The sequence below is a fragment of the Enterobacter sp. T2 genome (assembly GCF_010692925.1).
In the GTDB taxonomy this organism is placed as follows: Bacteria; Pseudomonadota; Gammaproteobacteria; order Enterobacterales; family Enterobacteriaceae; genus Enterobacter; species Enterobacter kobei.
This window is the reverse complement of record NZ_CP048736.1, coordinates 4,740,494-4,760,474: the sequence shown is the minus strand read 5'-3', so window position 1 is coordinate 4,760,474 and position 19,981 is coordinate 4,740,494. Positions and strand designations below refer to the sequence as shown.

The window sequence follows — 19,981 nt, the reverse complement described above, 5'->3', positions numbered from 1 at the left end:
CAAAGGAAAAAATTTGCGTTAATCCCTCATTTCTCCGAGGGATATCATCAGAATACCACAATGTCGGTACACCTGTTCTAATGGCGTTAATACAAAGTGAACGTATTATCACCATGTTGATTATAAAGTGTGATACAGATCACGCTATTGCTTCTGCATGTTAAAGCGGTGTAGCGCTGGCCGGGTTGCACCCCTTCTAAATGAGTAGGAGAATGATTGTCGAAAAGTTGATCCATACTATGCGTAAGGCCTGTTGTTTATGCTGCAATAGCAGGCTCACCTCCGTGGTTGTTCAGGAATACCGCTGTGTCTAAACAAAACCGTGCTACCCACTCGTCGCCACTGCCTGCAGGCATTGTGGAACTGTCGGTACGCAGACCGCCCCACATTACCCACGCCACGCCCGATTTGCTGGCGGAAGAAGTGCCTGTTGCGCTTGTTTACAACGGTATTTCGCATGTGGTGATGATGGCTTCGCCGAAAGATCTCGACCTGTTCGCCATTGGCTTTTCTCTCTCGGAAGGCATTATTGCGCATCCGCAGGAGATCTACGGGATGGACGTGGTGAAGGCGTGTAACGGTCTTGAAGTGCAAATCGAACTCTCCAGCCGTCGCTTTATGGGGTTGAAAGAGCGCCGCCGCGCGCTGGCCGGACGCACCGGCTGCGGCGTGTGTGGCGTTGAGCAGCTCAATGATATCGGCAAGCCCGTTGCGCCGCTGCCGTTTACCCAGACCTTCAATCTGGCACACCTTGATCATGCGCTTGAACATCTCAACGACGTACAGCCCATCGGCCAGTTGAGCGGTTGTACGCATGCGGCGGCGTGGGTGTTGCCGTCGGGCGATATTGCCGGAGGGCATGAAGACGTGGGTCGCCATGTCGCGCTGGATAAGCTGCTGGGACGCCGGGCGCGAGAAAGCGAGGTCTGGCAACAGGGCGCGGCGCTCGTTTCCAGCCGTGCAAGTTATGAGATGGTGCAAAAGTCCGCAATGTGCGGTGTGGAAATCCTGTTTGCGGTATCGGCGGCCACAACGCTGGCGGTGGAAGTGGCGGAGCGCTGCAACCTGACGCTGGTCGGGTTCTGCAAGCCGGGAAGGGCAACAATCTATACCCATCCGCAGCGATTAATAGTTGATCAATAATTTTGAATGTTTCAGGCAAAACCTTCCGCTTTTAGTTGTTCGGGATGAGGTCTAGTATTTATCTCATCAAGGCACGGTGCCTTACCAAAACAACTTAACGAAAGGATTTATATCATGAAAAGCATCAAAACTTTTGTCGCTGTAATCGCTCTGGCTGCTTCTTTCGGTTCTTTCGCTGCACAGACTGTGACCGCAACCGCCTCTACCATCGACGGTGCAGAAGCTAAAATCGCGGCGCAGGCTCAGGAAGCGGGTGCATCATCCTACAAAATTACCCAGGCATTCACGGGTAACCGCGTACACATGACTGCTGAACTGAATAAATAAGCCAGTCACACCGTCGAAAGAGCGCCCACGGGGCGCTTTTTTATTTTTTCTCTTTTTTAACAATATCTTTTCTATCCTGAACCTCTACCAGGGAATAAAAAGGCGCGACGTTTTTACAGGTCAGACGCCAGATCCCGTAATCCCGCTTTTTTGGCGTAAACACGCGATAATTACCTTCACCTACCATCATAAAGCGCGCATTGGGATAGTCGTTGAGAATTCGATATTCATTGTTACAGTAAAACGTATCCCGAGTGTCGTAATCGATTGTCACATTGAGGACGTATTCAAGCACCCGGCTGGTATTGAGGTTATAGGCAATAAAGAAGATATAGCCAGCGCAGAAAAGGGGGGCAGAAATCGCCATGACGTTAAACTGGACCGATGAATTCTGCAACAAGGGAAGCGCCATCGTGAATAGCAGAAATACCATGGAAAAGAATAAGGTGCAGAAGATTAAAAAGAACCCAAACGACGTAATTTTATTGAAAGTCGCCTCGTAGGTGACATCCGTGACGTCCATAAAGACCTTTCGCGCCAGTATGTAGCAGATGAAGGAAATTAACAGCCATACACCACGTGTAAGGGTGAAAGCCTTTTTCGCAATTTTCTTTCTGTCATCATCCACGGCGTCCAGATAGAGGGTGATGGAATAGTAGATACATCCCACCGTCCCGATCGCGAGCGTGACGGGTAGCTCCAGGCCATTTCTGGCGAAATATTTAAATGCCACACACGATGTTAAAAACAGCAGAGAAGACATCAGCGTCGAGCCCGCTATTTTTTTGTATTCACCCCATTCCATTTGGGACAGCTGCAACAGCGTGAGGGGTTTTATGCGTGAGGAAATGATGATAGCGCAGGCTATCAGCATGGCCATCCAGACGAAGACGGGCATCGCTTTACTGTTAAAGGGCGTTATGACAAAAATGGCGCCCGCATAAGCGATAAAATGGACGGCAGTACTATGTCTGATGAGGAATGAGGGTTGTTTTCTGCTTTGCATCGGCGTTTTTCTCCCTGAAAAAGGCTGACGTTCAGGACATCAGGAAACAGATATCAGCGCAATGCATGACGTTTTTTTGAGTTCAGTAATTTTGAATGATAATAGCAAATCCTTCCGCTTTTAGTTGTTCGCGATGAGGTCTAGTATTTATCTCATCAAGGCACAGTGCCTTACCTGAACAACTTAATGAAAGGGTTTATATCATGAAAAGCATCAAAACTTTTGTCGCTGTAATCGCTCTGGCTGCTTCTTTCGGTTCTTTCGCTGCACAGACTGTGACCGCAACCGCCTCTACCATCGACGGTGCAGAAGCTAAAATCGCGGCACAGGCTCAGGAAGCGGGTGCATCATCCTACAAAATTACCCAGGCATTCACGGGTAACCGCGTACACATGACTGCTGAACTGAATAAATAAGCCAGTCACACCGTCGAAAGAGCGCCCCCGGGGCGCTTTTTTAGTTTATGCTCGCCACGCGCAGTAGCGCCGTCACTACTGCCGCCGCGATGATCACCACAATCAATGGCATTTTTCGCCACGCCAGAAATACCGCAAACGCCACGCCCAGCACGCGCGCCATCCCGGCGAAATGTTCCCCTTCATAAAATGTGGTCGCCAGCGCCACAGAAAACAGCAACACCGTTGCCGCATCTGACAGCAGCGCCTGAGATCGTTCAGAGAGTGCCAGTCGGTTGCCGAGTTTTGCTCCGCCGAGACGCATCAAATAGGTTCCCGCAGACAAAATGGCGATGCCGAGAATAAAAATCGTCATATTTTCCATTATTTCTTCCTCGCAGCGAGACCGAGTAAAGAGAGCAGCACCGGTAATCCCACCGGGGCAAACGGTACGGCAGCCAGGGATAGCACGGCACCGCTACAGGCGCGGATTAACGTGGTACGGTTTTTAAACGCGGGAACCACTAACGCCAGCAGAATGGCCGGAAAGACCGCATCCAGCCCGATGGTTTCCGGGGCCGGGAGCAGCTTACCGACCATGGCGCCCAGCAAGGCGCCCACCGGCCAGATAATTGCAACGCCTAAACCACATAACCAGTACGCCGCCTTACGCTGCTCGGGCGTTTTTTGCGACAGGCCAAACACCACGCTTTCGTCATTCATAATGTGGCAGCCCAACAGGCTCAGGCCGCGCTTGCCTACCAGTTCACGCACCGTCACGCCAAACGGCACATGGCGTGCGTTGACCAGCAAACCGGCTGCCGCCGCCGCCAGAGGGTTACCGCCGCTGGCCACAATGCCGATAAACATAAATTCCGATGCGCCCGCGAGGACGGTGAGCGAGAGAACAAACGGCACCCAAAGCGGGAAACCGTAGGCCATCGCCAGTGAGCCGTAAGACATCCCGACCACGCCGACCGCGAGGCAAACCAGGATGATTGCTTTTATCGTGTCGCCTTTAAGGCAGGAGAGATGATGCTTCATACAATTTTAGCCATATCGAACGTGTATCCATTATAATGAACGCAACAGAACTGTTTTTCAAGACGAACGATTCGTTCGATTTATAGAACAAAAAGGGCCGTTATATGACGCAGCCAATTAGCGTAATCGCCAAAAGCCTGGTGCGAGAACGCCTGCGAACCGGGCTTTCACTGGCGGAAATTGCCCGCCGTGCCGGGATCGCTAAATCCACGCTTTCCCAGCTGGAATCCGGCAACGGCAACCCCAGCCTGGAGACGCTGTGGTCGCTCTGCGTGGCGCTGGATATTCCCTTCGCCCGTTTGCTGGAGCCGCAGTTGCCGAGCACGCAGGTGATCCGCCGTGGTGAAGGAACGAAAGTGGTTGCCGGACAGGCAAACTATGAAGCCATACTGCTGGCTGCGTGCCCGCCAGGCGCGCGACGGGATGTCTATCTCCTGATGACCCAGCCGGGTGCAGACCGCATTTCTCAGCCGCATTCGCCTGGCTCGGTAGAACATATTATCGTCATGCAGGGAAGGGCCCTGGTCGGCCTGCTGGATGCGGCAGAAGAGCTCGCCGCCGGGGATTACATCTGTTACCCCGCCGACCAGCCGCACATTTTTAAGGCGCTGGAGCCAGACACGCATGCGTTGCTGGTGGCGGAACAAAATTAACGTAGATACGGAAAATCATGTCGCTTAAAGCCATTGCCAAAGAGCTGGGACTCTCCATTACGACCGTCAGCCGCGCCCTCAACGGCTATGACGACGTCTCTGCTGAGACGCGCGCCCGCGTGGAAGCCGAGGCTCAGCGCCGTGGTTACCGACCTAACACCTTCGCCCGCCGCCTGAAGATGGGCAAAATTGACGCGGTCGGGCTGGTGTTTCCCGTCCATCCTGTTCCGCTCAATAACAGTGTATTTATGGACATGGTCGGCGAAATTAGCCACGAACTGGCGCGACATGAGATCGACTTACTGCTCATTGCCGATGACGATCTGGCGGATAAGCACAGCTATATGCGCATGGTACAGAGCCGGCGCGTCGATGCGCTGATTGTGGCGCATACGCTGGATCGCGATCCGCGGCTTGAGCAGCTGCAGGCCGCCGGGTTCCCTTTCCTGGCGCTTGGGCGCAGCCAGCTGCCGCAGCCTTACGCGTGGTTTGATTTCGATAACTATGCCGGTACGTACAATGCTACCCGCTGGCTGATTGAGAAAGGCCATCAGCGTATTGCGCTGCTCGGCGAAAGCAATAATCAGGCATTTATCACCCAGCGCCGTCAGGGCTATCTGGACGCTCTGCGGGAAGCCGGGCTTTCCAGCGAATGGCTGCGCGCCATGCCGCCGTCGCGCCGCGTGGGATATGCCACCACGAAAGAACTGCTTGCCCTGCCGCAACCGCCCACGGCGATCATTACTGACTGCAACACCCACGGCGACGGGGCGGCGATGGCGCTCGAACAGCTGGGGCGTTTATCCGGCGACAACGCCGTGTCGCTGGTGGTCTACGACGGACTGCCGCAGGACAGTATCGTCGATACCGACGTGGCGTCGGTGATCCAGTCCACCCGTCAGGGTGTCGGAAAACAGATTGCCGACATGGTCCGCCGGCTAATTAACGGCGACGATATTGCGCAGCTTCAGGTGCTCTGGCAACCGGAATTCTCCCCCGGCCAGACGGCCTGAATATCTCCATTTTCTAAACCCGATCACAAATCCGAAACGTTTTGGTTTGTATCCGAAACGTTTCGGATCAAAACTCAAGGCATCCCATGACAGGAGATGTCTGATGCAAGATTCTATTTTACGACTTGAAAGCGCAACGGTAGATGTGGTGATAAAAACGCGCCCGTTCGCCGAAATTATTTACTGGGGGCCGCATCTTCAGCACTTTTTGCCGCAAAATGCTGAAACCCTTTCGCGGCCCGTTGCTAACGGCAGGCTGGATGTCGATTCTCCGGTTACGCTGATGGCTGAACTCGGGCATGGCCTGTTTGGCTCGCCGGGTATTGAGGGGCACCGACAGGGGCTGGACGGTTCCCCGGTATTCAGAACTACGCGGGTACAGCAGGAATTAAACACCCTGACGATTACCGCTGAAGATGACTATGCGGGCCTGCGTCTGACCAGCGAGCTGGCGCTGGACGACAGCGGCGTGCTGGTGGTTCGTCACGGTTTAACGAACCTGAAAGCACGTCCCTGGCAGGTTGACCGCTTTGCCGTCACGCTGCCGGTGGCCGAGCGCGCCCGGGAGGTGATGGCCTTCCACGGACGCTGGATCAGAGAGTTCCAGCCGCACCGCGTAAACCTTGAGCACGACAGCGTTGTGATTGAAAACCGCCGGGGTAAAACCTCCCACGAACACTTTCCTGCACTGATAGCCGGTACGCCATCGTTCAGCGAAATGCAGGGTGACGTCTGGGGCGTGCATCTGGGCTGGAGCGGGAACCATCGCCTGCGCGCGGAAGCGAAAACCGACGGTCGCCGTTATATTCAGGCCGAAGCGCTCTACCTGTCGGGGGAAATGGCGATAGAAGAGGGCGATACGCTCTGGACACCGCGCCTGTATGCCAGCTACTCCCCGCGGGGCCTGAACGGCATGAGCCAGTCTTTCCATCGCTACCTGCGCGACAACGTCATCCGCTTCCCGGAAAATAAACCGCGTCCGGTACACCTCAATACCTGGGAGGGGATCTACTTCAACCACGATCCGGATTACATCATGCGCATGGCCGACGAGGCCGCCACGCTGGGCGTGGAGCGCTTTATTATTGACGACGGCTGGTTCAAAGGCCGCAATGACGACCACGCCGCGCTGGGCGACTGGTATCTGGATGAGAAAAAATATCCGAATGGCCTGACGCCGGTGATTGACCACGTCAAACGGCTCGGCATGGAGTTTGGCATCTGGGTTGAGCCGGAGATGATCAACCCGGACTCCGATCTGTATCGCGCGCATCCTGACTGGGTGCTGGCGCTGCCGGGCTATGCCCAGGCGACCGGGCGTCATCAGCTGGTGCTCAACCTCAACATTCCGCAGGCTTTTGATTATCTTGTGGAACGCATGAGCTGGCTGCTGGGCGAGCATGCGATCGACTACGTGAAGTGGGACATGAACCGCGAGCTGGTGCAGCCGGGACACAACGGTAAAGCCGCCGCCGACGCCCAGACCCGTCAGTTTTACCGGCTGCTGGATGTGCTGGGCGAGCGCTTCCCGCATATTGAATTCGAATCCTGCTCTTCCGGCGGCGGGCGCATTGATTACGAAGTGCTGAGCCGGAGCCATCGCTTCTGGGCGTCCGACAACAACGACGCGCTGGAGCGCAGCACCATCCAGCGTGGCATGAGCTATTTTTTCCCGCCGGAGGTGATGGGGGCGCATATCGGTCATCATAAATGCCACGCCACCTTCCGCCAGCACAGCATTGAATTTCGCGGCCTGACGGCGCTGTTTGGCCATATGGGGCTGGAGCTGGATCCGCTCACCGTGGACGCGCAGGAGCGCGAGGGGTACCGACATTACGCCGCGCTGCACAAGCAGTGGCGAGAGGTGATCCACAACGGCACCCAATGGCGGATTGATATGCCGGACGCCACCACGCTGGCGCAGGGGATTGTGAGCGAAGACAAGGCGCAGGGGCTATTTATGGTCAGCCAGCTCGCGATGCCGGATTACAGCCTGATGATGCCGCTGCGCATGCCGGGGCTGGAGGCCAGCGCGCAGTACCGCGTCGCGCTGCTCGATCACCCGAATATTCAAATTACGGGCGAAGGCGGGCACACCATGCGCAAGCTGCCGGCGTGGATGGAAACACCGCAAACGGTGAGCGGTGAGTGGCTGATGCAGGCGGGCATTGCGCTGCCGATTCTCGATCCGGAAACCGCCATTCTGATTGGCGTGGAACGCGTGTAAAGGTGATGGGCCGGGAAACTGGCCCTCCGTTGAGGATAAAAATAATGAACACAACAACCTGTACCCACAAAGACAACCCAAATTTCTGGATCTTCGGGCTGTTCTTCTTTCTCTACTTCTTCATCATGGCCACCTGCTTTCCGTTCCTGCCGATCTGGCTGTCGGATATCATCGGCCTGAATAAAACCCATACCGGGATTGTTTTCTCCTGCATCTCGCTGTCGGCCATTGCGTTCCAGCCGGTGCTGGGGGTGATTTCGGACAAGCTGGGGCTGAAAAAACACCTGCTGTGGATAATCTCGGTGCTGTTATTCCTGTTCGCACCGTTCTTCCTGTACGTCTTCGCGCCCCTGCTGAAAACCAGTATCTGGCTGGGGGCGTTGAGCGGCGGGTTGTATATCGGTTTTGTCTTCTCGGCGGGATCGGGCGCAATCGAGGCCTACATCGAACGCGTGAGCCGCAACAGCTTCTTCGAATACGGCAAGGCGCGCATGTTCGGCTGTCTCGGCTGGGGGCTATGCGCGTCTACGGGCGGCATCCTGTTCGGCATCGATCCGTCGTATGTATTCTGGATGGGATCAGGGGCCGCATTGCTGTTGATGCTGCTGCTGGTGGTCGCGAAGCCGAAGCCCAACCAGACGGCGCAGGTGATGAACGCCCTGGGAGCCAACCAGCCGCAGATCACTGCCAGAACCGTCTTTAAGCTGTTCCGCCAGCGCAGAATGTGGATGTTCATTCTGTACGTGATTGGCGTTGCCTGCGTGTATGACGTTTTCGATCAGCAGTTTGCCACCTTCTTTAAAACCTTCTTCGCCACGCCGCAGGAAGGCACTCGCGCCTTTGGCTTTGCCACCACGGCGGGGGAAATCTGTAACGCCATCATCATGTTCTGCTCGCCGTGGATCATTAACCGTATCGGCGCGAAAAATACGCTGCTGATCGCCGGGGTGATAATGGCGACGCGTATTATCGGCTCGTCGTTCGCTACCACTGCCGTGGAGGTGATTGCCCTGAAGATGCTGCACGCGCTGGAAGTCCCGTTCCTGCTGGTGGGCGCCTTTAAGTACATCACCGGGGTGTTTGATACCCGACTGTCGGCGACTATCTATCTGATCGGCTTCCAGTTTGCCAAACAGTCGGCGGCGATTTTCCTTTCTGCCTTTGCCGGAAATATGTATGACCGGATCGGTTTCCAGGAGACGTATTTGATGCTGGGCTGTTTCGTGCTGGCAATTACGGTGGTGTCGGCGTTTACGTTGAGCAGCAGGCAGGAGATTGCTGCCGCCTCGGGGGCAGCAGCGTTAACACATCAGTCCAGGTAAAACACTTCGGTAAGCTCCGTACTCACCGGGCTGTTATCCGGGTTTGACGGCATAACGTCGCCCATATGTTCCCACCAGCGCTGGCAAACGTCGGTATTCGCTACCGCGCGCCAGCGCTCCTCCGATTCAATCTCTACGGTCGCAAACAGCAGGTTGCGTGCTTTGTCGAGATAAATGGCGTAGCGGTGCGCGCCGTGGTCTTTCAGCACTGCTTCAAGCTCGGGCCATATGGGGTTATGGCGACGCGCATACTCCTCGTGCGCGTCCGGGTTTACCTGCATCACAAACGCTTTGCGGATCATCATGCCTCCAGTCGCTTTCGCGGACGGCTATGGGTACAAATCCAGTGCCGACTGCATCGGTGTAACGCCAAAGCGTTTACCGAGTGCAATCAGCTCTTCCCGGGTAATGGTCTGCTTCATACCGCCCATGGAATAGACCTTCACCAGCACTTCAGCTGATTTTTCAGCGGTATCGATCAGGCCGAAAGTTTCATCCAGCGTCGGGCCGCTGCCGAAAACACCGTGGAATGGCCACAGCACCAGAGAATGCTTTTGCATCTCTTTGGCGGTTGCCTGGCCGATCTCGTCGGTACCGGGCACCATCCACGGCAGAATGCCGACGCCGTCCGGGAAGACCACCAGGCACTCGGTGCTGCCTTCCCACAGCTTGCGGGTGATGAGATCGGCGTTGTTTTCCACCACGTAGGTCAGGGCAATCAGATTGGTGGCGTGGCAGTGCATGATGACGCGGTCTTTACCGTGGGTCGCCTTGATGCGCTGGCAGTGCGAGAGGAAGTGCGCTGGCAGTTCAGAGGTGGGTACTGCCTCGTCCGTGAGCCCCCAAAGAATGTGGTAGCCCGCGCCGTCGCTGTCCACCCTCACGACGCCGAGACTGGCCTGCGGGTCGAGCTGGACGTTGCGAAAGAACTTGCCGGATCCGGTGACGATAAACGGCGTGTTAGCGAGCAGCGGCATCGGCTGGCTCAGGGCGATATAGCGCGGTTTTTGGTGGAAATCAGCGGCGTACGGCTCGATGTCGGCATCGTCCAGGCGCAGCGTCAGGTTGCCGCCGTTACGCTCATCCCACCCTTTCAACCAGGCGTCAGAGGTGGCTTTAATCATGCCCTGGACGAACCAGGAATGGGTGATGGTCTGCATACTGTGGTTCCTTTGAAAATGCCGGGTGGCGCTATGCTTACCCGGCCTACTTATATTGCGGGGAGGGTTGAATCACCCGCGTGTGCACAACACGTCTTTCTCATACGCCCGCACGTTCTCCAGCCACTGGCTGCCTGTTGGTACGTCGTTGCGCTGACAGTACATTTCCCACACGGCCTGCCACGGCAGCGATTTCTGCTCTTCCAGCAGCGCCAGGCGGGCCGTGTAGTCACCTTCCTGCTCCAGCTGTTTCAGTGCTTCAGTGGGCTCCAGCAGGGCACGAAGCAGCGCTTTCTTCATGTTGCGGGTGCCGATAACCCACGCCGCGATGCGGTTGATGGAGGCGTCAAAGAAGTCGAGGCCAATATGGACGCGGTCGAACAGGTCGTGGCGAACGATCTCGCTGGCAATGGCCTGCGTTTCGTCATCCAGCAACACCACATGGTCGCTGTCCCAGCGCACCGGACGGCTGACGTGCAGCAGCAGGCGCGGCACGTAGAGCATGGCGGCAGAGATTTTGTCGGAGATGACCTCCGTCGGGTGGAAGTGCCCGGCATCCAGACACAGGGCAGTCTGGCGGCTGGTGGCGTAACCCATATAGAACTCGTTCGAGCCGACGGTATAACTCTCCGCGCCAATGCCGAACAGCTTGCTCTCCACGGCATCAATATGGTGCGCCGGGTTAAGCTTCTCACTAATGGCTTCATCCAGTGCAGCCAGCAGGCGCTGGCGCGGGGCGAGGCGGTCAATGGTGACATCCTTCATGCCGTCCGGGATCCAGATATTCATCACCGACGGGGTGCCAAGCTGTTCACCAAACCAGGCTGAAACGCGGCGGCAGGCCTTCACGTGGTCGATCCAGAACTGACGGATCTCGTGACTGGCATGGGCGAGGGTAAAGCCGTCAGCGCTGAGCGGGTGCGAGAAGCAGGACGGGTTGAAGTCCAGGCCCAGACCGTTGGCTTTTGCCCACGCCACCCAGTTTTTAAAGTGTTTCGGCTGGATTTCATTACGCGCGACCGGCTCGTCGGATTCCAGATAAATCGCGTGCAGGTTCAGGCGCTTCGGACCGGGTATCAGGCTGAGCGCCAGCGTCAGATCGGCGCGCAGTTCGATCGCGTTGCGCGCTTTCCCGGGATAGTTACCGGTTGCCTGAATACCCCCCGTCAGGGAACCGCCTGGGTTTTCGAAGCCGGCGACGTCATCGCCCTGCCAGCAATGCATGGAGACCGGCAGACGGTCGAGCTGACGCAGTGCCGCTTCGACATCCACGCCGACGGCGGCGAAACGCTGTTTAGCCAGGTTCCAGGCTTGTTCAAGTTGAGTGGTCATGCGCAAAGCTCCTTAGTCAGTCGGTTTTGCTGAAACTGCGTCCGGTAGCGGGCAATTTCATGGCAGGGATCGGGAAGGAACGTGGTCAGGCTGCCGCTAGCGGTGACTACCGAGCGGAAATCGTCCACGCTGGCCAGTTCGTCAAGGGTCATCAGCTGAATGCCGATATTGCCGAGCGTGGAGGCCTCGACCGGGCCCGCCACCACGGTGATGCCGCAGGCATCGGCACAAAGCTGGTTTAACAGCGCGTTCTGGCAACCGCCGCCAACAATATGCAGCGTGTCGAACGGTCTGCCGCGAAGGCTGGCCAGCTCGCTCAGCACATCCGCATAAAGCAGGGCAAGGCTGTCAAAAATACAGCGCGCCAGTTCGGCCGGGCTTGATGGTACAGGCTGTCCGGCCTCGCGGCAGGCGGCCTGGATCTCGGTGCTCATGTGCGCCGGATTGATAAAGCGATCGTCATTGGGATGAATCAGGAACGTACAGGCTTTGCGCTTTTCGGTGTCGGCGATAAGCCCGGGCAGATCGGTAATTTTCTGCTCCTTAAGCACCCGCTGGAGCAGCCACAACCCCATAATGTTCTTTAACACCCGATAGCGCCCTTCGGCCCCGCCTTCGTTGGTGATATTTGCGGCCATTGCCTCCTCGCTGACGTAAGGCGTTTTGCTTTCAAAGCCCATCAGCGACCAGGTGCCGGAAGAGAGATAGGCGGCATCTTTACCGCAAAGCGGTGAGGCAATAACCGCGCTGGCGGTATCGTGGCTCGCCACGGCAACGACCGGGATCGCATTCCCCTGCGGACACACCCACTGGCCGATGACGTTGCCGGGATGGGTCGGCGTACCGAACCACGCCGGGGATGCGCCCGTCCAGGCCAGCAGGTGCTCATCCCAGTTATCCGAGTTGATGTTGACCAGCTGGGTGGTGGTGGCGTTGGTGTATTCCCAGTTCATGTTGCCGGTCAGGCGATAGCTCAGGTAGTCCGGGATCAGCAGCACATGGGCAACGTCTGCTGCCAGCCCTGGCTGCTGCTCGACCAGCGCGCGCAGCTGATAAAGCGTGTTAAACGGCAGAAACTGTATGCCGCTGCGCCCGTAGATATCATCCTTACCGAGCCGGGCGATGGCGTGCGCCATCAGGCCATCCGTGCGGCTGTCGCGGTAGGAGACGGGCAGGCCAACGCGAGCGCCGCTGCTGTCCAGCAAGACATAATCGACGCCCCAGGTATCTATGCCGATGCTGTCGATGAGGATCCCGCTATCGCAGACTTTTTTGAGCCCGGTACGGATCTCCGTCTCAAGTTCATCAATGTTCCAGGTATCAAAGCCGTCCTGTTTTTGCAGGCAGTTCGCAAAACGATGCATCTCGCGAAGGGAAAGGGTGTGCTGGTCGCAGTCCCAGGTGGCGAGCATTACACGGCCGCTGGATGCGCCTAAATCCACAGCGACACAATGGCGAAAGGTCATGGTCGGATCCTTCTTGAAATCATTAGCGCTGAGTGTAAAAAAGGGGCGAAAAGACCACCTTCTCGCCACTGACAGTCCGCAACCCGTGCTGGCAAGAAAGCAAAGGTGAACGTGAGGGGGTTCACACTTTTCCGCGAAGGCGCGCCGTTCAGCCACTGTGACGTTGACCGCAATTCCGGATCTTTCCCGCTTATTCTTGAAAAACAGGCAGGTTTTGCGGCGTTTGCTGTCGAAAATTTAAGGTGAGGGTGAGAGGCCTTATTTACTATTTTGAGAACATTTCTCATTGGTGGGGGGCGTTATGACCGTACTGCACAGCGTGGACTTTTTTCCGGCGGATGGCTCGCCTGTGGCGATAGAGCCGCGGCTGCCGCAGGCGGCTTTCCCGGAGCATCATCATGATTTTCATGAAATCGTGATTGTTGAGCATGGCACGGGCATCCATGTCTTTAACGGTCAGCCCTACACCATCAGCGGCGGCACAGTCTGCTTTGTGCGCGACCACGATCGGCATCTGTATGAGCATACCGACAACCTGTGCCTGACGAACGTGCTCTATCGATCCCCGGACGCATTCCAGTTTCTCGCGGGGCTTCATCAGCTACTGCCGCAGGAGAAGGAAGGACATTATCCGTCGCACTGGCGCGTGAATCAGGCCACGCTGCAGCAGGTTCGCCAGATTTTGCTTCAGATGGAGCAGAGTCAGGACGGACAGGAGATGCATGCGCTCGCCACGCGCGAGATGTTGTTTATGCAGCTGCTGGTGGCGTTGCGCCGCAGTAACCCGGTGGAGGGGGAGAGCAGCGAAGCCCGCCTGAACCAGCTGATGGCCTGGCTGGAGGAACATTTTGCCGAGGATATCTGCTGGGAAATGCTGGCGAGTCATTTTTCACTCTCCCTGCGCACCCTGCACCGCCAGCTTAAGCAGCGAACCGGGCAGACGCCCCAGCGTTACCTTAACCGACTGCGGCTGATAAAAGCGCGCCACCTGCTTCGCCACAGTGATGAAAGCGTCACGGATATCGCTTATCGCTGCGGTTTCGGCGACAGTAACCACTTTTCGACGCTGTTTCGTCGGGAGTTCAGCTGGTCTCCGCGTGATATTCGCCAGGGGAGGGACACCTCACTACAGTAACGCGAGCCCAGTCAACGTTTTGCTGCCGTAAAGCGGGTAATAATGTCAGGTTTTCGCCGTTGAGGTGGTGATGTGGCCGCACCGTTAATTCTTCGCAAAGATGACTTTTTTGCCTCCGCTGAACAAGCTGTTGCGGTGGCGGATCGCTATCCGCAAAACGTCTTTGCTGAACACACGCACGAATTTTATGAGCTGGTGCTGGTGTGGCGCGGCAACGGTCTGCACATTCTCAACGATCGGCCTTACCGCATTACCCGGGGGGATCTGTTTTACATTCGTGCCGAAGATAAACACGCCTACGCCTCGGTGAATGACCTGGTTTTACAGAACGTTATCTACTGCCCCGATCGGCTCAGCCTTAACGTTGACTGGGCAGCATGCATTCCCGGCTTCAACGGCGCGAAAGGCTCGCCACACTGGCGTTTAAGCAGCAGCGGCATGACTGCCATCCGTCAGGCCATTTCCCTCCTTGAACAGGAGAGCTATAAAACCGATCCGCTGGCTAACCCGATGGCGGAGATCCTCTTCGCACAGCTGGTGATGATGCTTAAACGGCATCGCTACGAGACGGATAACCCCTCTGCCACGCAGCAGGAGACCCTGCTCGATAAGCTGATTGCCACGCTGGCGGCCAGCCTGAATAAAAGCTTTGTTCTGGAAAAGTTCTGCGAGCAGGAGCAGTGCAGCGAACGTGCCCTGCGTCAGCAGTTCCGTACCCAGACGGGCATGACGGTAAATCACTATTTGCGCCAGCTGCGCATTTGCCACGCCCAGTATTTGCTCCAGCATACAGAGTTCATGGTCAGTGACGTGGCAATGCGCTGCGGCTTTGAGGACAGTAACTACTTTTCGGTGGTCTTTAATCGCGAGGTAGGGATGACGCCGGTGCAATGGCGTCATCACAGTCGCAGGGCGGCGTAATCAGTTCGCCATACCGAGGCCGACAATGTTGGCCGCAATGATAATCACCACGCAGCCCAGGCTCAGAACGCCCACCGGTCGGCGTCCGGCATTGTTCCACTCCCTCAAGATGAGACCCACCAGTCCGCCGCACAGCACGTAGAAGCTCATGTGTAGCATCCAGCTCATATAGTCATATTGTGCCGGGATGCTGGCGTGTCCCCAGGCGTAGAAAAAGAACTGCAGGTACCACATCAGTCCGCCGAGTGCCGAAAGCAGTACGTTGGTGATGATGACCCGTTTTGCCAGTGAGAAGTCGGCTTTTAGCGACAAACTCTCAACTTTTGCCAGACGAATTACGCAATAGCCGAGGTTAACCAGTGCGCCGCCGCCCATGATCACCACGTAGCTGGGCAGCGCCACGTACAGCGGGTCGACGCCCAGCGCGGCGGCCGCCTCGTGCATCGGTTTGGCGGCGTTCATGGCAAACGACATTCCGGCGGAGAAGATGCCGCACATTACCGCCAGCAGCAGACCCTTTTTCAGGTTAAAGTCCTCGGCTTTAATGCCCATCTTGCGCTCTTTCAACTGGCCCGCGCGGGTCACTATTCCGACGCCAATAACCGCTACCAGCACGCCCAGCAACGTCATTCTGCCGCCTTCGGTATTCAGTAACACGTCGAGGTTACCGTTGAGGATGGGCGTCATCAGAGTGCCGACAATCAGCGTGATGCCAATCGCGATGCCGATCCCCATCGACATGCCGAGATAGCGCATGGTGAGGCCGTAGTTAATATTGCCGATGCCCCACATGGCACCAAACAGAAACACCGGCAGCAGAGTGGAGGCGTTAAAAGAGGAGAAGTAGCCCCAGAAATCCGGGAGTAGCATGGCGCTGATGGCCCAGGGAAGCAGGATCCAGGAGACCACACCGCCAACCGACCACATGGTTTCCCATGACCACTGCCTGACTTTTTTAAACGGAGCATAGAAGCAGGCTGCACTGGCCGCACCTATCAAATGCCAGAAAATACCCATCGTAATCGCATGATTCATGTTTACGTCCTCATCGTTTTTATCGGTCAATGGCATCCCACCGACCCGATGAGTGTAAAAATTAAGCAGAACGACCACCTTCGGGAGGCTGCCGCACTTTGGTTTTAAATGGCAATCAACGCGTTAAGCGCGTGAGCAGATTCACATTTTCACGCTTCATCAGAAAAGGAATGACCTTACAAAAACTACGGCATTGATAATCATTTTCAATATCATTTAATTAACTATAATGAACCAACTGCTTACGCGGCATTAACAGCTGTGCCGCCCGACAATAATGGAGAGGATTATGAGTTATACACTGCCATCCCTGCCGTATGCCTACGACGCACTGGAACCGCATTTCGACAAGCAGACGATGGAAATCCATCACACTAAACACCACCAGACCTATGTGAACAACGCGAATGCTGCGCTGGAAAGCCTGCCAGAGTTCGCTAACCTGTCTGCTGAAGAACTGATCACTAAACTGGACCAGCTGCCAGCGGACAAGAAAACCGTTCTGCGTAACAACGCGGGCGGCCACGCTAACCACAGCCTGTTCTGGAAAGGCCTGAAAACCGGTACCACCCTGCAGGGCGACCTGAAAGCGGCTATCGAGCGCGACTTCGGCTCCGTTGACAACTTCAAAGCGGAATTCGAAAAAGCCGCTGCAACCCGTTTCGGCTCTGGCTGGGCGTGGTTGGTTCTGAAAGGTGACAAACTGGCGGTGGTTTCCACTGCTAACCAGGACTCCCCGCTGATGGGTGAAGCGATCTCTGGCGCATCCGGCTTCCCGATCCTGGGTCTGGACGTGTGGGAACACGCTTACTACCTGAAGTTCCAGAACCGTCGCCCTGACTACATCAAAGCGTTCTGGGATGTGGTGAACTGGGACGAAGCAGCAGCGCGTTTCGCCGCTAAAAAATAAGGTTGCATTGACGCCTGTGAGAAGCGAGTCTGATGACTCGCTTTTTTTGTATCTGCGTAATGGAGGCAGCGATGCATTACCCGGTGAATGTGTTTACAGGCAAGGTAAGGGAGTACGACGGCAGCCGCCCGAGCGCCATCGCGAAAGTGCAGGTTGACGGTGAACTGACCTTAACCGACCTTGGGCTGGCAGGCGATGAGCAGGCCGAAAAGAAAATCCACGGCGGGCCGGATCGCGCGCTGTGTCACTATCCTCGCGAGCACTATCAGCACTGGAAAACCGAATTTCCTGACCAGGCGGACCTCTTCGTCGCGCCTGCATTTGGTGAGAATCTCTCGACGGAAGGGCTGACGGAAAAGAACGTGTTTATCGGCGATATTTATCGCTGGGGCGACGCCCTGATTCAGGTGACGCAGCCTCGCTCGCCGTGCTTCAAGCTCAACTACCACTTCGGCATTCAGGATATGTCGGCCCAGCTGCAAAGCGCGGGTAAAACCGGCTGGCTGTACCGTGTGGTGCTGGCCGGGCAGGTTTCGGCGGATGCGCCGCTTGAGCTGGCTTCGCGCCTGAGCGACGTGTCGGTGTATGACGCCTGCGCCATCGCCTGGCATATGCCGTTTGATGATGAACAATATCATCGGTTGCTGTCTGCGGCGGGGTTATCGACCAGCTGGACCAGAACGATGCAGAAGCGGCGGTTAAGCAACAAGATCGAAGATAATTCGCGGAGATTGTGGGGAAAATAGTGCTCCGCAGAAAGTAGGCCGGGTAAGGCGAAGCCGCCACCCGGCACATACCGTTACGAACGCTTATACAACGGCAGCCACAGCGTTAACCGCAACCCGCCCAGCGGGCTGTCGTCAGCTTTCACCCAGCCGCGATGCTGTTGCATGGCGGTTTCAACAATTGCCAGACCCAAACCTGTACCGCCGGATTCACGGTCGCGCGCTTCGTCAGTACGGTAGAACGGACGGAAAATCTGCTCCCGATCTTCAGGGCTGACACCAGGACCGTCGTCATCCACGATAACGGTGATCCCGTCTTTATCTACCGAGAACGCCACCTCAATCTTGGTATGCGAGTAGCGCAGAGCGTTACGCACAATATTCTCCAGCGCGCTTTCCAGCGTGTTGGGGTTGCCGTACAGCGGCCATGGACCCGGCGGGAAGTTGACGGTGAACGATTTGCCCATCTGTTCCGCTTCGAACGCCGCGTTGTCCAGCACCTCATGCCACAGGTGATTGGCTTTCACCGTTTCGCTGACCAGCGCGTTTTTCTGCTGGTTGCGTGACATCACCAGCAGGTCATTAATCATGCTGTCCAGGCGGTGAGCTTCCGTTTCAATACGCTCCAGCTCTTTACTTTCCCCACTGCGGCGGCGCAACAGCGCGGTGCCAAGCTGCAAACGCGTAAGCGGGGTGCGCAGCTCGTGCGAGATGTCCGATAGCAGACGCTGCTGTGCGGTCATCATTCGATCGAGGGCGCTGACCATCTGGTTAAAACTGGTCCCGGCGGCAAGGAATTCCTGTGGCCCCGCTTCCAGCTCAGGGTGTTGTCGCAGGTTACCCTGCGCCACTTCATCGGCGGCGTTTTTCAGCTTACGTGCGGGTTTTGCCAGACTCCACGCCAGCCATAACAGCAGCGGCGAGCTGACCAGCATGGTAACAATCAGCAGCAGGAGCGGACGGTCAAACAGCAGGTTGATGAAATCGGACTGGGAACTGCTCGCAGGGCGAATCAAATAGAGCTGGTAATTGTCTTCCCCATCCCGTACCGAGAAAGGACCGACCATCTCTACCCGACCATATTTCTTTTTCTGTGGGTGATCGGCATTATCCGCCTGGCCAATAAAGTTACGGATAATCTGCATTTCATTGCGATCGGCCCCAATGACGCGGCCTTCGCTGGTGACCAGCAAAAGGCGTTGCCCGGGCGGCGCCCACTTGTCGATAGCGCGAAACAGCCTGCGCCACCACATCAAATCGTTCGGCGGATCGTTTGCCAGCTCCGCTTCAACATGCTGCTCGATCATCACGCCCTGACGTTGCTCGCTGTCAAGAAGCTCCGTCATCTGGCGTGAGTCGAGTTTTGGCAACATCAACACGAGCATTAAAACCAGGGCCAGCGTCAGCCAGAAGATGGCAAAGATGCGGGCGGTTAAGCTGCCTATCATGAAGCGGAAACCATCAGATAGCCGCGACCACGCAGGGTTTTAAACCATGGGTGACCGTCTTTACGCTCCGGCAGCTTGCGGCGCAGGTTAGAGATGTGCATGTCGATGGCGCGGTCAAACGGGGTAAGACGTTTGCCCAGCACTTCCTGACTCAGGTGTTCACGCGATACCACCTGGCCGAGGTGCTGCGCCAGCAGATAAAGCAGGGTGAACTCTGTGCCGGTCAACTCCAGGGTCTGACCGTCGAAGCTCGCTTCCTGACGACCTGGGTTCAGGCTCAGGGAGTCCACTTCCAGCGTGGGTGAGCTGTTGTCGGTATTCTGCTGCTGCTCGCTCCAGTGGGAACGGCGCAGGATAGCGCGAATACGGGCCACCAGTTCACGATCGTTGAACGGTTTCGGTAAATAGTCATCCGCACCCAGCTCAAGGCCGAGAACGCGGTCAAGTTCGCTGCCGCGGGCGGTCAGCATGATAACGGGGGTCTGGTGTGTCTGGCGAAGCTCTTTCAGCGTATCAATACCGTTTTTCTTCGGCATCATGACGTCGAGCAAAAGTAAATCGATGCTGTCGTCAAGGAGACTCAGCGCCTGCTCGCCATCATGGGCAACCAGGACGTTGAAACCTTCCATGTCGAGCAACTCCTTTAAAAGGGATGTGAGCTCTCGGTCATCATCAACTAACAGGATTTTATTCATTGTTTAAATACCTCCGAGGCAGAA

At 56.4% G+C, this 19,981-nt stretch carries 21 protein-coding genes; 11 read left to right on the top strand and 10 right to left on the bottom strand.

The window, feature by feature from the left end:
- Positions 1–306 precede the first annotated feature (306 nt).
- The gene (gene fdhD / locus G0034_RS22770; RefSeq protein ID WP_014885735.1) at positions 307–1,143 is read left to right on the top strand and encodes a formate dehydrogenase accessory sulfurtransferase FdhD; all 837 of its coding nucleotides are present in this window, start codon (positions 307–309) and stop codon (positions 1,141–1,143) included.
- A gap of 114 nt (positions 1,144–1,257) precedes the next feature.
- Positions 1,258–1,470, top strand: coding sequence for a YdgH/BhsA/McbA family protein (locus tag G0034_RS22765; protein WP_014885733.1), 213 nt, complete (start codon positions 1,258–1,260; stop codon positions 1,468–1,470).
- 40 nt (positions 1,471–1,510) lie between these two features.
- Here G0034_RS22765 and G0034_RS22760 read toward each other — a convergent pair whose 3' ends face one another.
- On the bottom strand, positions 1,511–2,476 hold the full coding sequence (locus G0034_RS22760) for a hypothetical protein (RefSeq protein ID WP_286079224.1): 966 nt from the start codon (positions 2,474–2,476) through the stop codon (positions 1,511–1,513).
- 203 nt (positions 2,477–2,679) lie between these two features.
- Between G0034_RS22760 and G0034_RS22755 the strand changes: the two genes are divergently transcribed.
- Positions 2,680–2,892 (top strand): YdgH/BhsA/McbA family protein, encoded by a 213-nt coding sequence (locus G0034_RS22755; RefSeq protein ID WP_014885733.1) that lies wholly within the window; start codon positions 2,680–2,682, stop codon positions 2,890–2,892.
- Between the two features lie 40 nt (positions 2,893–2,932).
- Here the strand turns inward: G0034_RS22755 and G0034_RS22750 are convergent, their stop codons facing one another.
- Positions 2,933–3,256, bottom strand: a complete 324-nt coding sequence (locus G0034_RS22750; RefSeq protein WP_117582082.1) for an AzlD domain-containing protein — start codon at positions 3,254–3,256, stop codon at positions 2,933–2,935.
- Positions 3,256–3,915 (bottom strand): AzlC family ABC transporter permease, encoded by a 660-nt coding sequence (locus G0034_RS22745; protein ID WP_014885731.1) that lies wholly within the window; start codon positions 3,913–3,915, stop codon positions 3,256–3,258. The genes G0034_RS22750 and G0034_RS22745 overlap by 1 nt, the downstream gene beginning before the upstream one ends.
- Before the next feature lie 104 nt (positions 3,916–4,019).
- Between G0034_RS22745 and G0034_RS22740 the strand changes: the two genes are divergently transcribed.
- The 4 genes from G0034_RS22740 to G0034_RS22725 all read left to right on the top strand — a co-directional run bounded on the left by G0034_RS22740 (position 4,020) and on the right by G0034_RS22725 (position 9,130).
- Complete coding sequence (locus G0034_RS22740) at positions 4,020–4,568, top strand: helix-turn-helix domain-containing protein (RefSeq protein WP_014885730.1); 549 nt, start codon at positions 4,020–4,022, stop codon at positions 4,566–4,568.
- A gap of 17 nt (positions 4,569–4,585) precedes the next feature.
- Positions 4,586–5,581 (top strand): LacI family DNA-binding transcriptional regulator, encoded by a 996-nt coding sequence (locus G0034_RS22735; RefSeq protein WP_014885729.1) that lies wholly within the window; start codon positions 4,586–4,588, stop codon positions 5,579–5,581.
- Between the two features lie 103 nt (positions 5,582–5,684).
- Entirely contained in the window at positions 5,685–7,808 is a 2,124-nt protein-coding gene (locus G0034_RS22730; RefSeq protein ID WP_117582080.1) for an alpha-galactosidase, read from the top strand.
- Between the two features lie 44 nt (positions 7,809–7,852).
- The gene (locus G0034_RS22725) at positions 7,853–9,130 is read left to right on the top strand and encodes an MFS transporter (RefSeq protein WP_014885727.1); all 1,278 of its coding nucleotides are present in this window, start codon (positions 7,853–7,855) and stop codon (positions 9,128–9,130) included.
- Here the strand turns inward: G0034_RS22725 and rhaM are convergent.
- The 4 genes from rhaM to rhaB all read right to left on the bottom strand — a co-directional run bounded on the left by rhaM (position 9,118) and on the right by rhaB (position 13,088).
- Positions 9,118–9,432 (bottom strand): L-rhamnose mutarotase, encoded by a 315-nt coding sequence (rhaM, locus tag G0034_RS22720; RefSeq protein WP_045134867.1) that lies wholly within the window; start codon positions 9,430–9,432, stop codon positions 9,118–9,120. The genes G0034_RS22725 and rhaM overlap by 13 nt on opposite strands.
- A 27-nt stretch (positions 9,433–9,459) precedes the next feature.
- The gene (gene rhaD / locus G0034_RS22715; RefSeq protein ID WP_179121279.1) at positions 9,460–10,290 is read right to left on the bottom strand and encodes a rhamnulose-1-phosphate aldolase; all 831 of its coding nucleotides are present in this window, start codon (positions 10,288–10,290) and stop codon (positions 9,460–9,462) included.
- A gap of 72 nt (positions 10,291–10,362) precedes the next feature.
- Positions 10,363–11,622: an L-rhamnose isomerase gene (gene rhaA, locus G0034_RS22710; protein WP_179121278.1), complete on the bottom strand. Its 1,260-nt coding sequence runs from the start codon at positions 11,620–11,622 to the stop codon at positions 10,363–10,365.
- Entirely contained in the window at positions 11,619–13,088 is a 1,470-nt protein-coding gene (gene rhaB, locus G0034_RS22705) for a rhamnulokinase (protein ID WP_045281586.1), read from the bottom strand. Before rhaB ends, rhaA begins: the two co-directional genes overlap by 4 nt.
- Before the next feature lie 301 nt (positions 13,089–13,389).
- On the opposite strand from rhaB, the gene rhaS reads away from it, so the two are divergent.
- Entirely contained in the window at positions 13,390–14,223 is an 834-nt protein-coding gene (gene rhaS / locus G0034_RS22700; RefSeq protein ID WP_050862892.1) for an HTH-type transcriptional activator RhaS, read from the top strand.
- Positions 14,224–14,295: 72 nt separating this feature from the next.
- Positions 14,296–15,144, top strand: coding sequence for an HTH-type transcriptional activator RhaR (gene rhaR, locus G0034_RS22695; protein ID WP_023336471.1), 849 nt, complete (start codon positions 14,296–14,298; stop codon positions 15,142–15,144).
- On the opposite strand, the gene rhaT is transcribed toward rhaR, so the two are convergent.
- The gene (rhaT, locus tag G0034_RS22690) at positions 15,145–16,179 is read right to left on the bottom strand and encodes an L-rhamnose/proton symporter RhaT (RefSeq protein ID WP_014885719.1); all 1,035 of its coding nucleotides are present in this window, start codon (positions 16,177–16,179) and stop codon (positions 15,145–15,147) included.
- A 289-nt stretch (positions 16,180–16,468) separates the two neighbouring features.
- On the opposite strand from rhaT, the gene sodA reads away from it, so the two are divergent.
- Both sodA and yiiM read left to right on the top strand, forming a co-directional pair.
- Positions 16,469–17,089 carry a superoxide dismutase [Mn] gene (gene sodA, locus G0034_RS22685; RefSeq protein WP_004203668.1) on the top strand — a complete coding sequence of 207 codons (621 nt, stop codon included), beginning with the start codon at positions 16,469–16,471 and terminating at the stop codon, positions 17,087–17,089.
- Positions 17,090–17,160: 71 nt separating this feature from the next.
- A complete protein-coding gene (yiiM, locus tag G0034_RS22680) occupies positions 17,161–17,835 on the top strand; it encodes a 6-hydroxyaminopurine reductase (protein WP_014885718.1) in 675 nt (224 codons plus the stop codon).
- Positions 17,836–17,888: 53 nt separating this feature from the next.
- Here the strand turns inward: yiiM and cpxA are convergent, their stop codons facing one another.
- Both cpxA and cpxR read right to left on the bottom strand, forming a co-directional pair.
- Positions 17,889–19,262 carry an envelope stress sensor histidine kinase CpxA gene (cpxA, locus tag G0034_RS22675; RefSeq protein WP_014885717.1) on the bottom strand — a complete coding sequence of 458 codons (1,374 nt, stop codon included), beginning with the start codon at positions 19,260–19,262 and terminating at the stop codon, positions 17,889–17,891.
- On the bottom strand, positions 19,259–19,957 hold the full coding sequence (gene cpxR, locus G0034_RS22670; protein WP_006179159.1) for an envelope stress response regulator transcription factor CpxR: 699 nt from the start codon (positions 19,955–19,957) through the stop codon (positions 19,259–19,261). The genes cpxA and cpxR overlap by 4 nt, the downstream gene beginning before the upstream one ends.
- Positions 19,958–19,981: the final 24 nt, after the last annotated feature.

What these genes read in the sequence shown, in the direction of transcription:
- rhaS (WP_050862892.1), top strand. Translation starts at nt 13,390, where the DNA reads ATGACCGTACTGCACAGCGTGGACTTTTTTCCGGCGGATGGCTCGCCT.
- G0034_RS22735 (WP_014885729.1), top strand. Translation starts at nt 4,586, where the DNA reads ATGTCGCTTAAAGCCATTGCCAAAGAGCTGGGACTCTCCATTACGACC.
- G0034_RS22760 (WP_286079224.1), bottom strand. Translation starts at nt 2,476, where the DNA reads ATGCAAAGCAGAAAACAACCCTCATTCCTCATCAGACATAGTACTGCC.
- rhaA (WP_179121278.1), bottom strand. Translation starts at nt 11,622, where the DNA reads ATGACCACTCAACTTGAACAAGCCTGGAACCTGGCTAAACAGCGTTTC.
- sodA (WP_004203668.1), top strand. Translation starts at nt 16,469, where the DNA reads ATGAGTTATACACTGCCATCCCTGCCGTATGCCTACGACGCACTGGAA.
- yiiM (WP_014885718.1), top strand. Translation starts at nt 17,161, where the DNA reads ATGCATTACCCGGTGAATGTGTTTACAGGCAAGGTAAGGGAGTACGAC.
- cpxR (WP_006179159.1), bottom strand. Translation starts at nt 19,957, where the DNA reads ATGAATAAAATCCTGTTAGTTGATGATGACCGAGAGCTCACATCCCTT.
- G0034_RS22750 (WP_117582082.1), bottom strand. Translation starts at nt 3,256, where the DNA reads ATGGAAAATATGACGATTTTTATTCTCGGCATCGCCATTTTGTCTGCG.
- G0034_RS22730 (WP_117582080.1), top strand. Translation starts at nt 5,685, where the DNA reads ATGCAAGATTCTATTTTACGACTTGAAAGCGCAACGGTAGATGTGGTG.
- G0034_RS22740 (WP_014885730.1), top strand. Translation starts at nt 4,020, where the DNA reads ATGACGCAGCCAATTAGCGTAATCGCCAAAAGCCTGGTGCGAGAACGC.
- G0034_RS22745 (WP_014885731.1), bottom strand. Translation starts at nt 3,915, where the DNA reads ATGAAGCATCATCTCTCCTGCCTTAAAGGCGACACGATAAAAGCAATC.
- rhaT (WP_014885719.1), bottom strand. Translation starts at nt 16,179, where the DNA reads ATGAATCATGCGATTACGATGGGTATTTTCTGGCATTTGATAGGTGCG.
- G0034_RS22755 (WP_014885733.1), top strand. Translation starts at nt 2,680, where the DNA reads ATGAAAAGCATCAAAACTTTTGTCGCTGTAATCGCTCTGGCTGCTTCT.
- rhaM (WP_045134867.1), bottom strand. Translation starts at nt 9,432, where the DNA reads ATGATCCGCAAAGCGTTTGTGATGCAGGTAAACCCGGACGCGCACGAG.
- rhaB (WP_045281586.1), bottom strand. Translation starts at nt 13,088, where the DNA reads ATGACCTTTCGCCATTGTGTCGCTGTGGATTTAGGCGCATCCAGCGGC.
- G0034_RS22765 (WP_014885733.1), top strand. Translation starts at nt 1,258, where the DNA reads ATGAAAAGCATCAAAACTTTTGTCGCTGTAATCGCTCTGGCTGCTTCT.
- cpxA (WP_014885717.1), bottom strand. Translation starts at nt 19,262, where the DNA reads ATGATAGGCAGCTTAACCGCCCGCATCTTTGCCATCTTCTGGCTGACG.
- G0034_RS22725 (WP_014885727.1), top strand. Translation starts at nt 7,853, where the DNA reads ATGAACACAACAACCTGTACCCACAAAGACAACCCAAATTTCTGGATC.
- rhaD (WP_179121279.1), bottom strand. Translation starts at nt 10,290, where the DNA reads ATGCAGACCATCACCCATTCCTGGTTCGTCCAGGGCATGATTAAAGCC.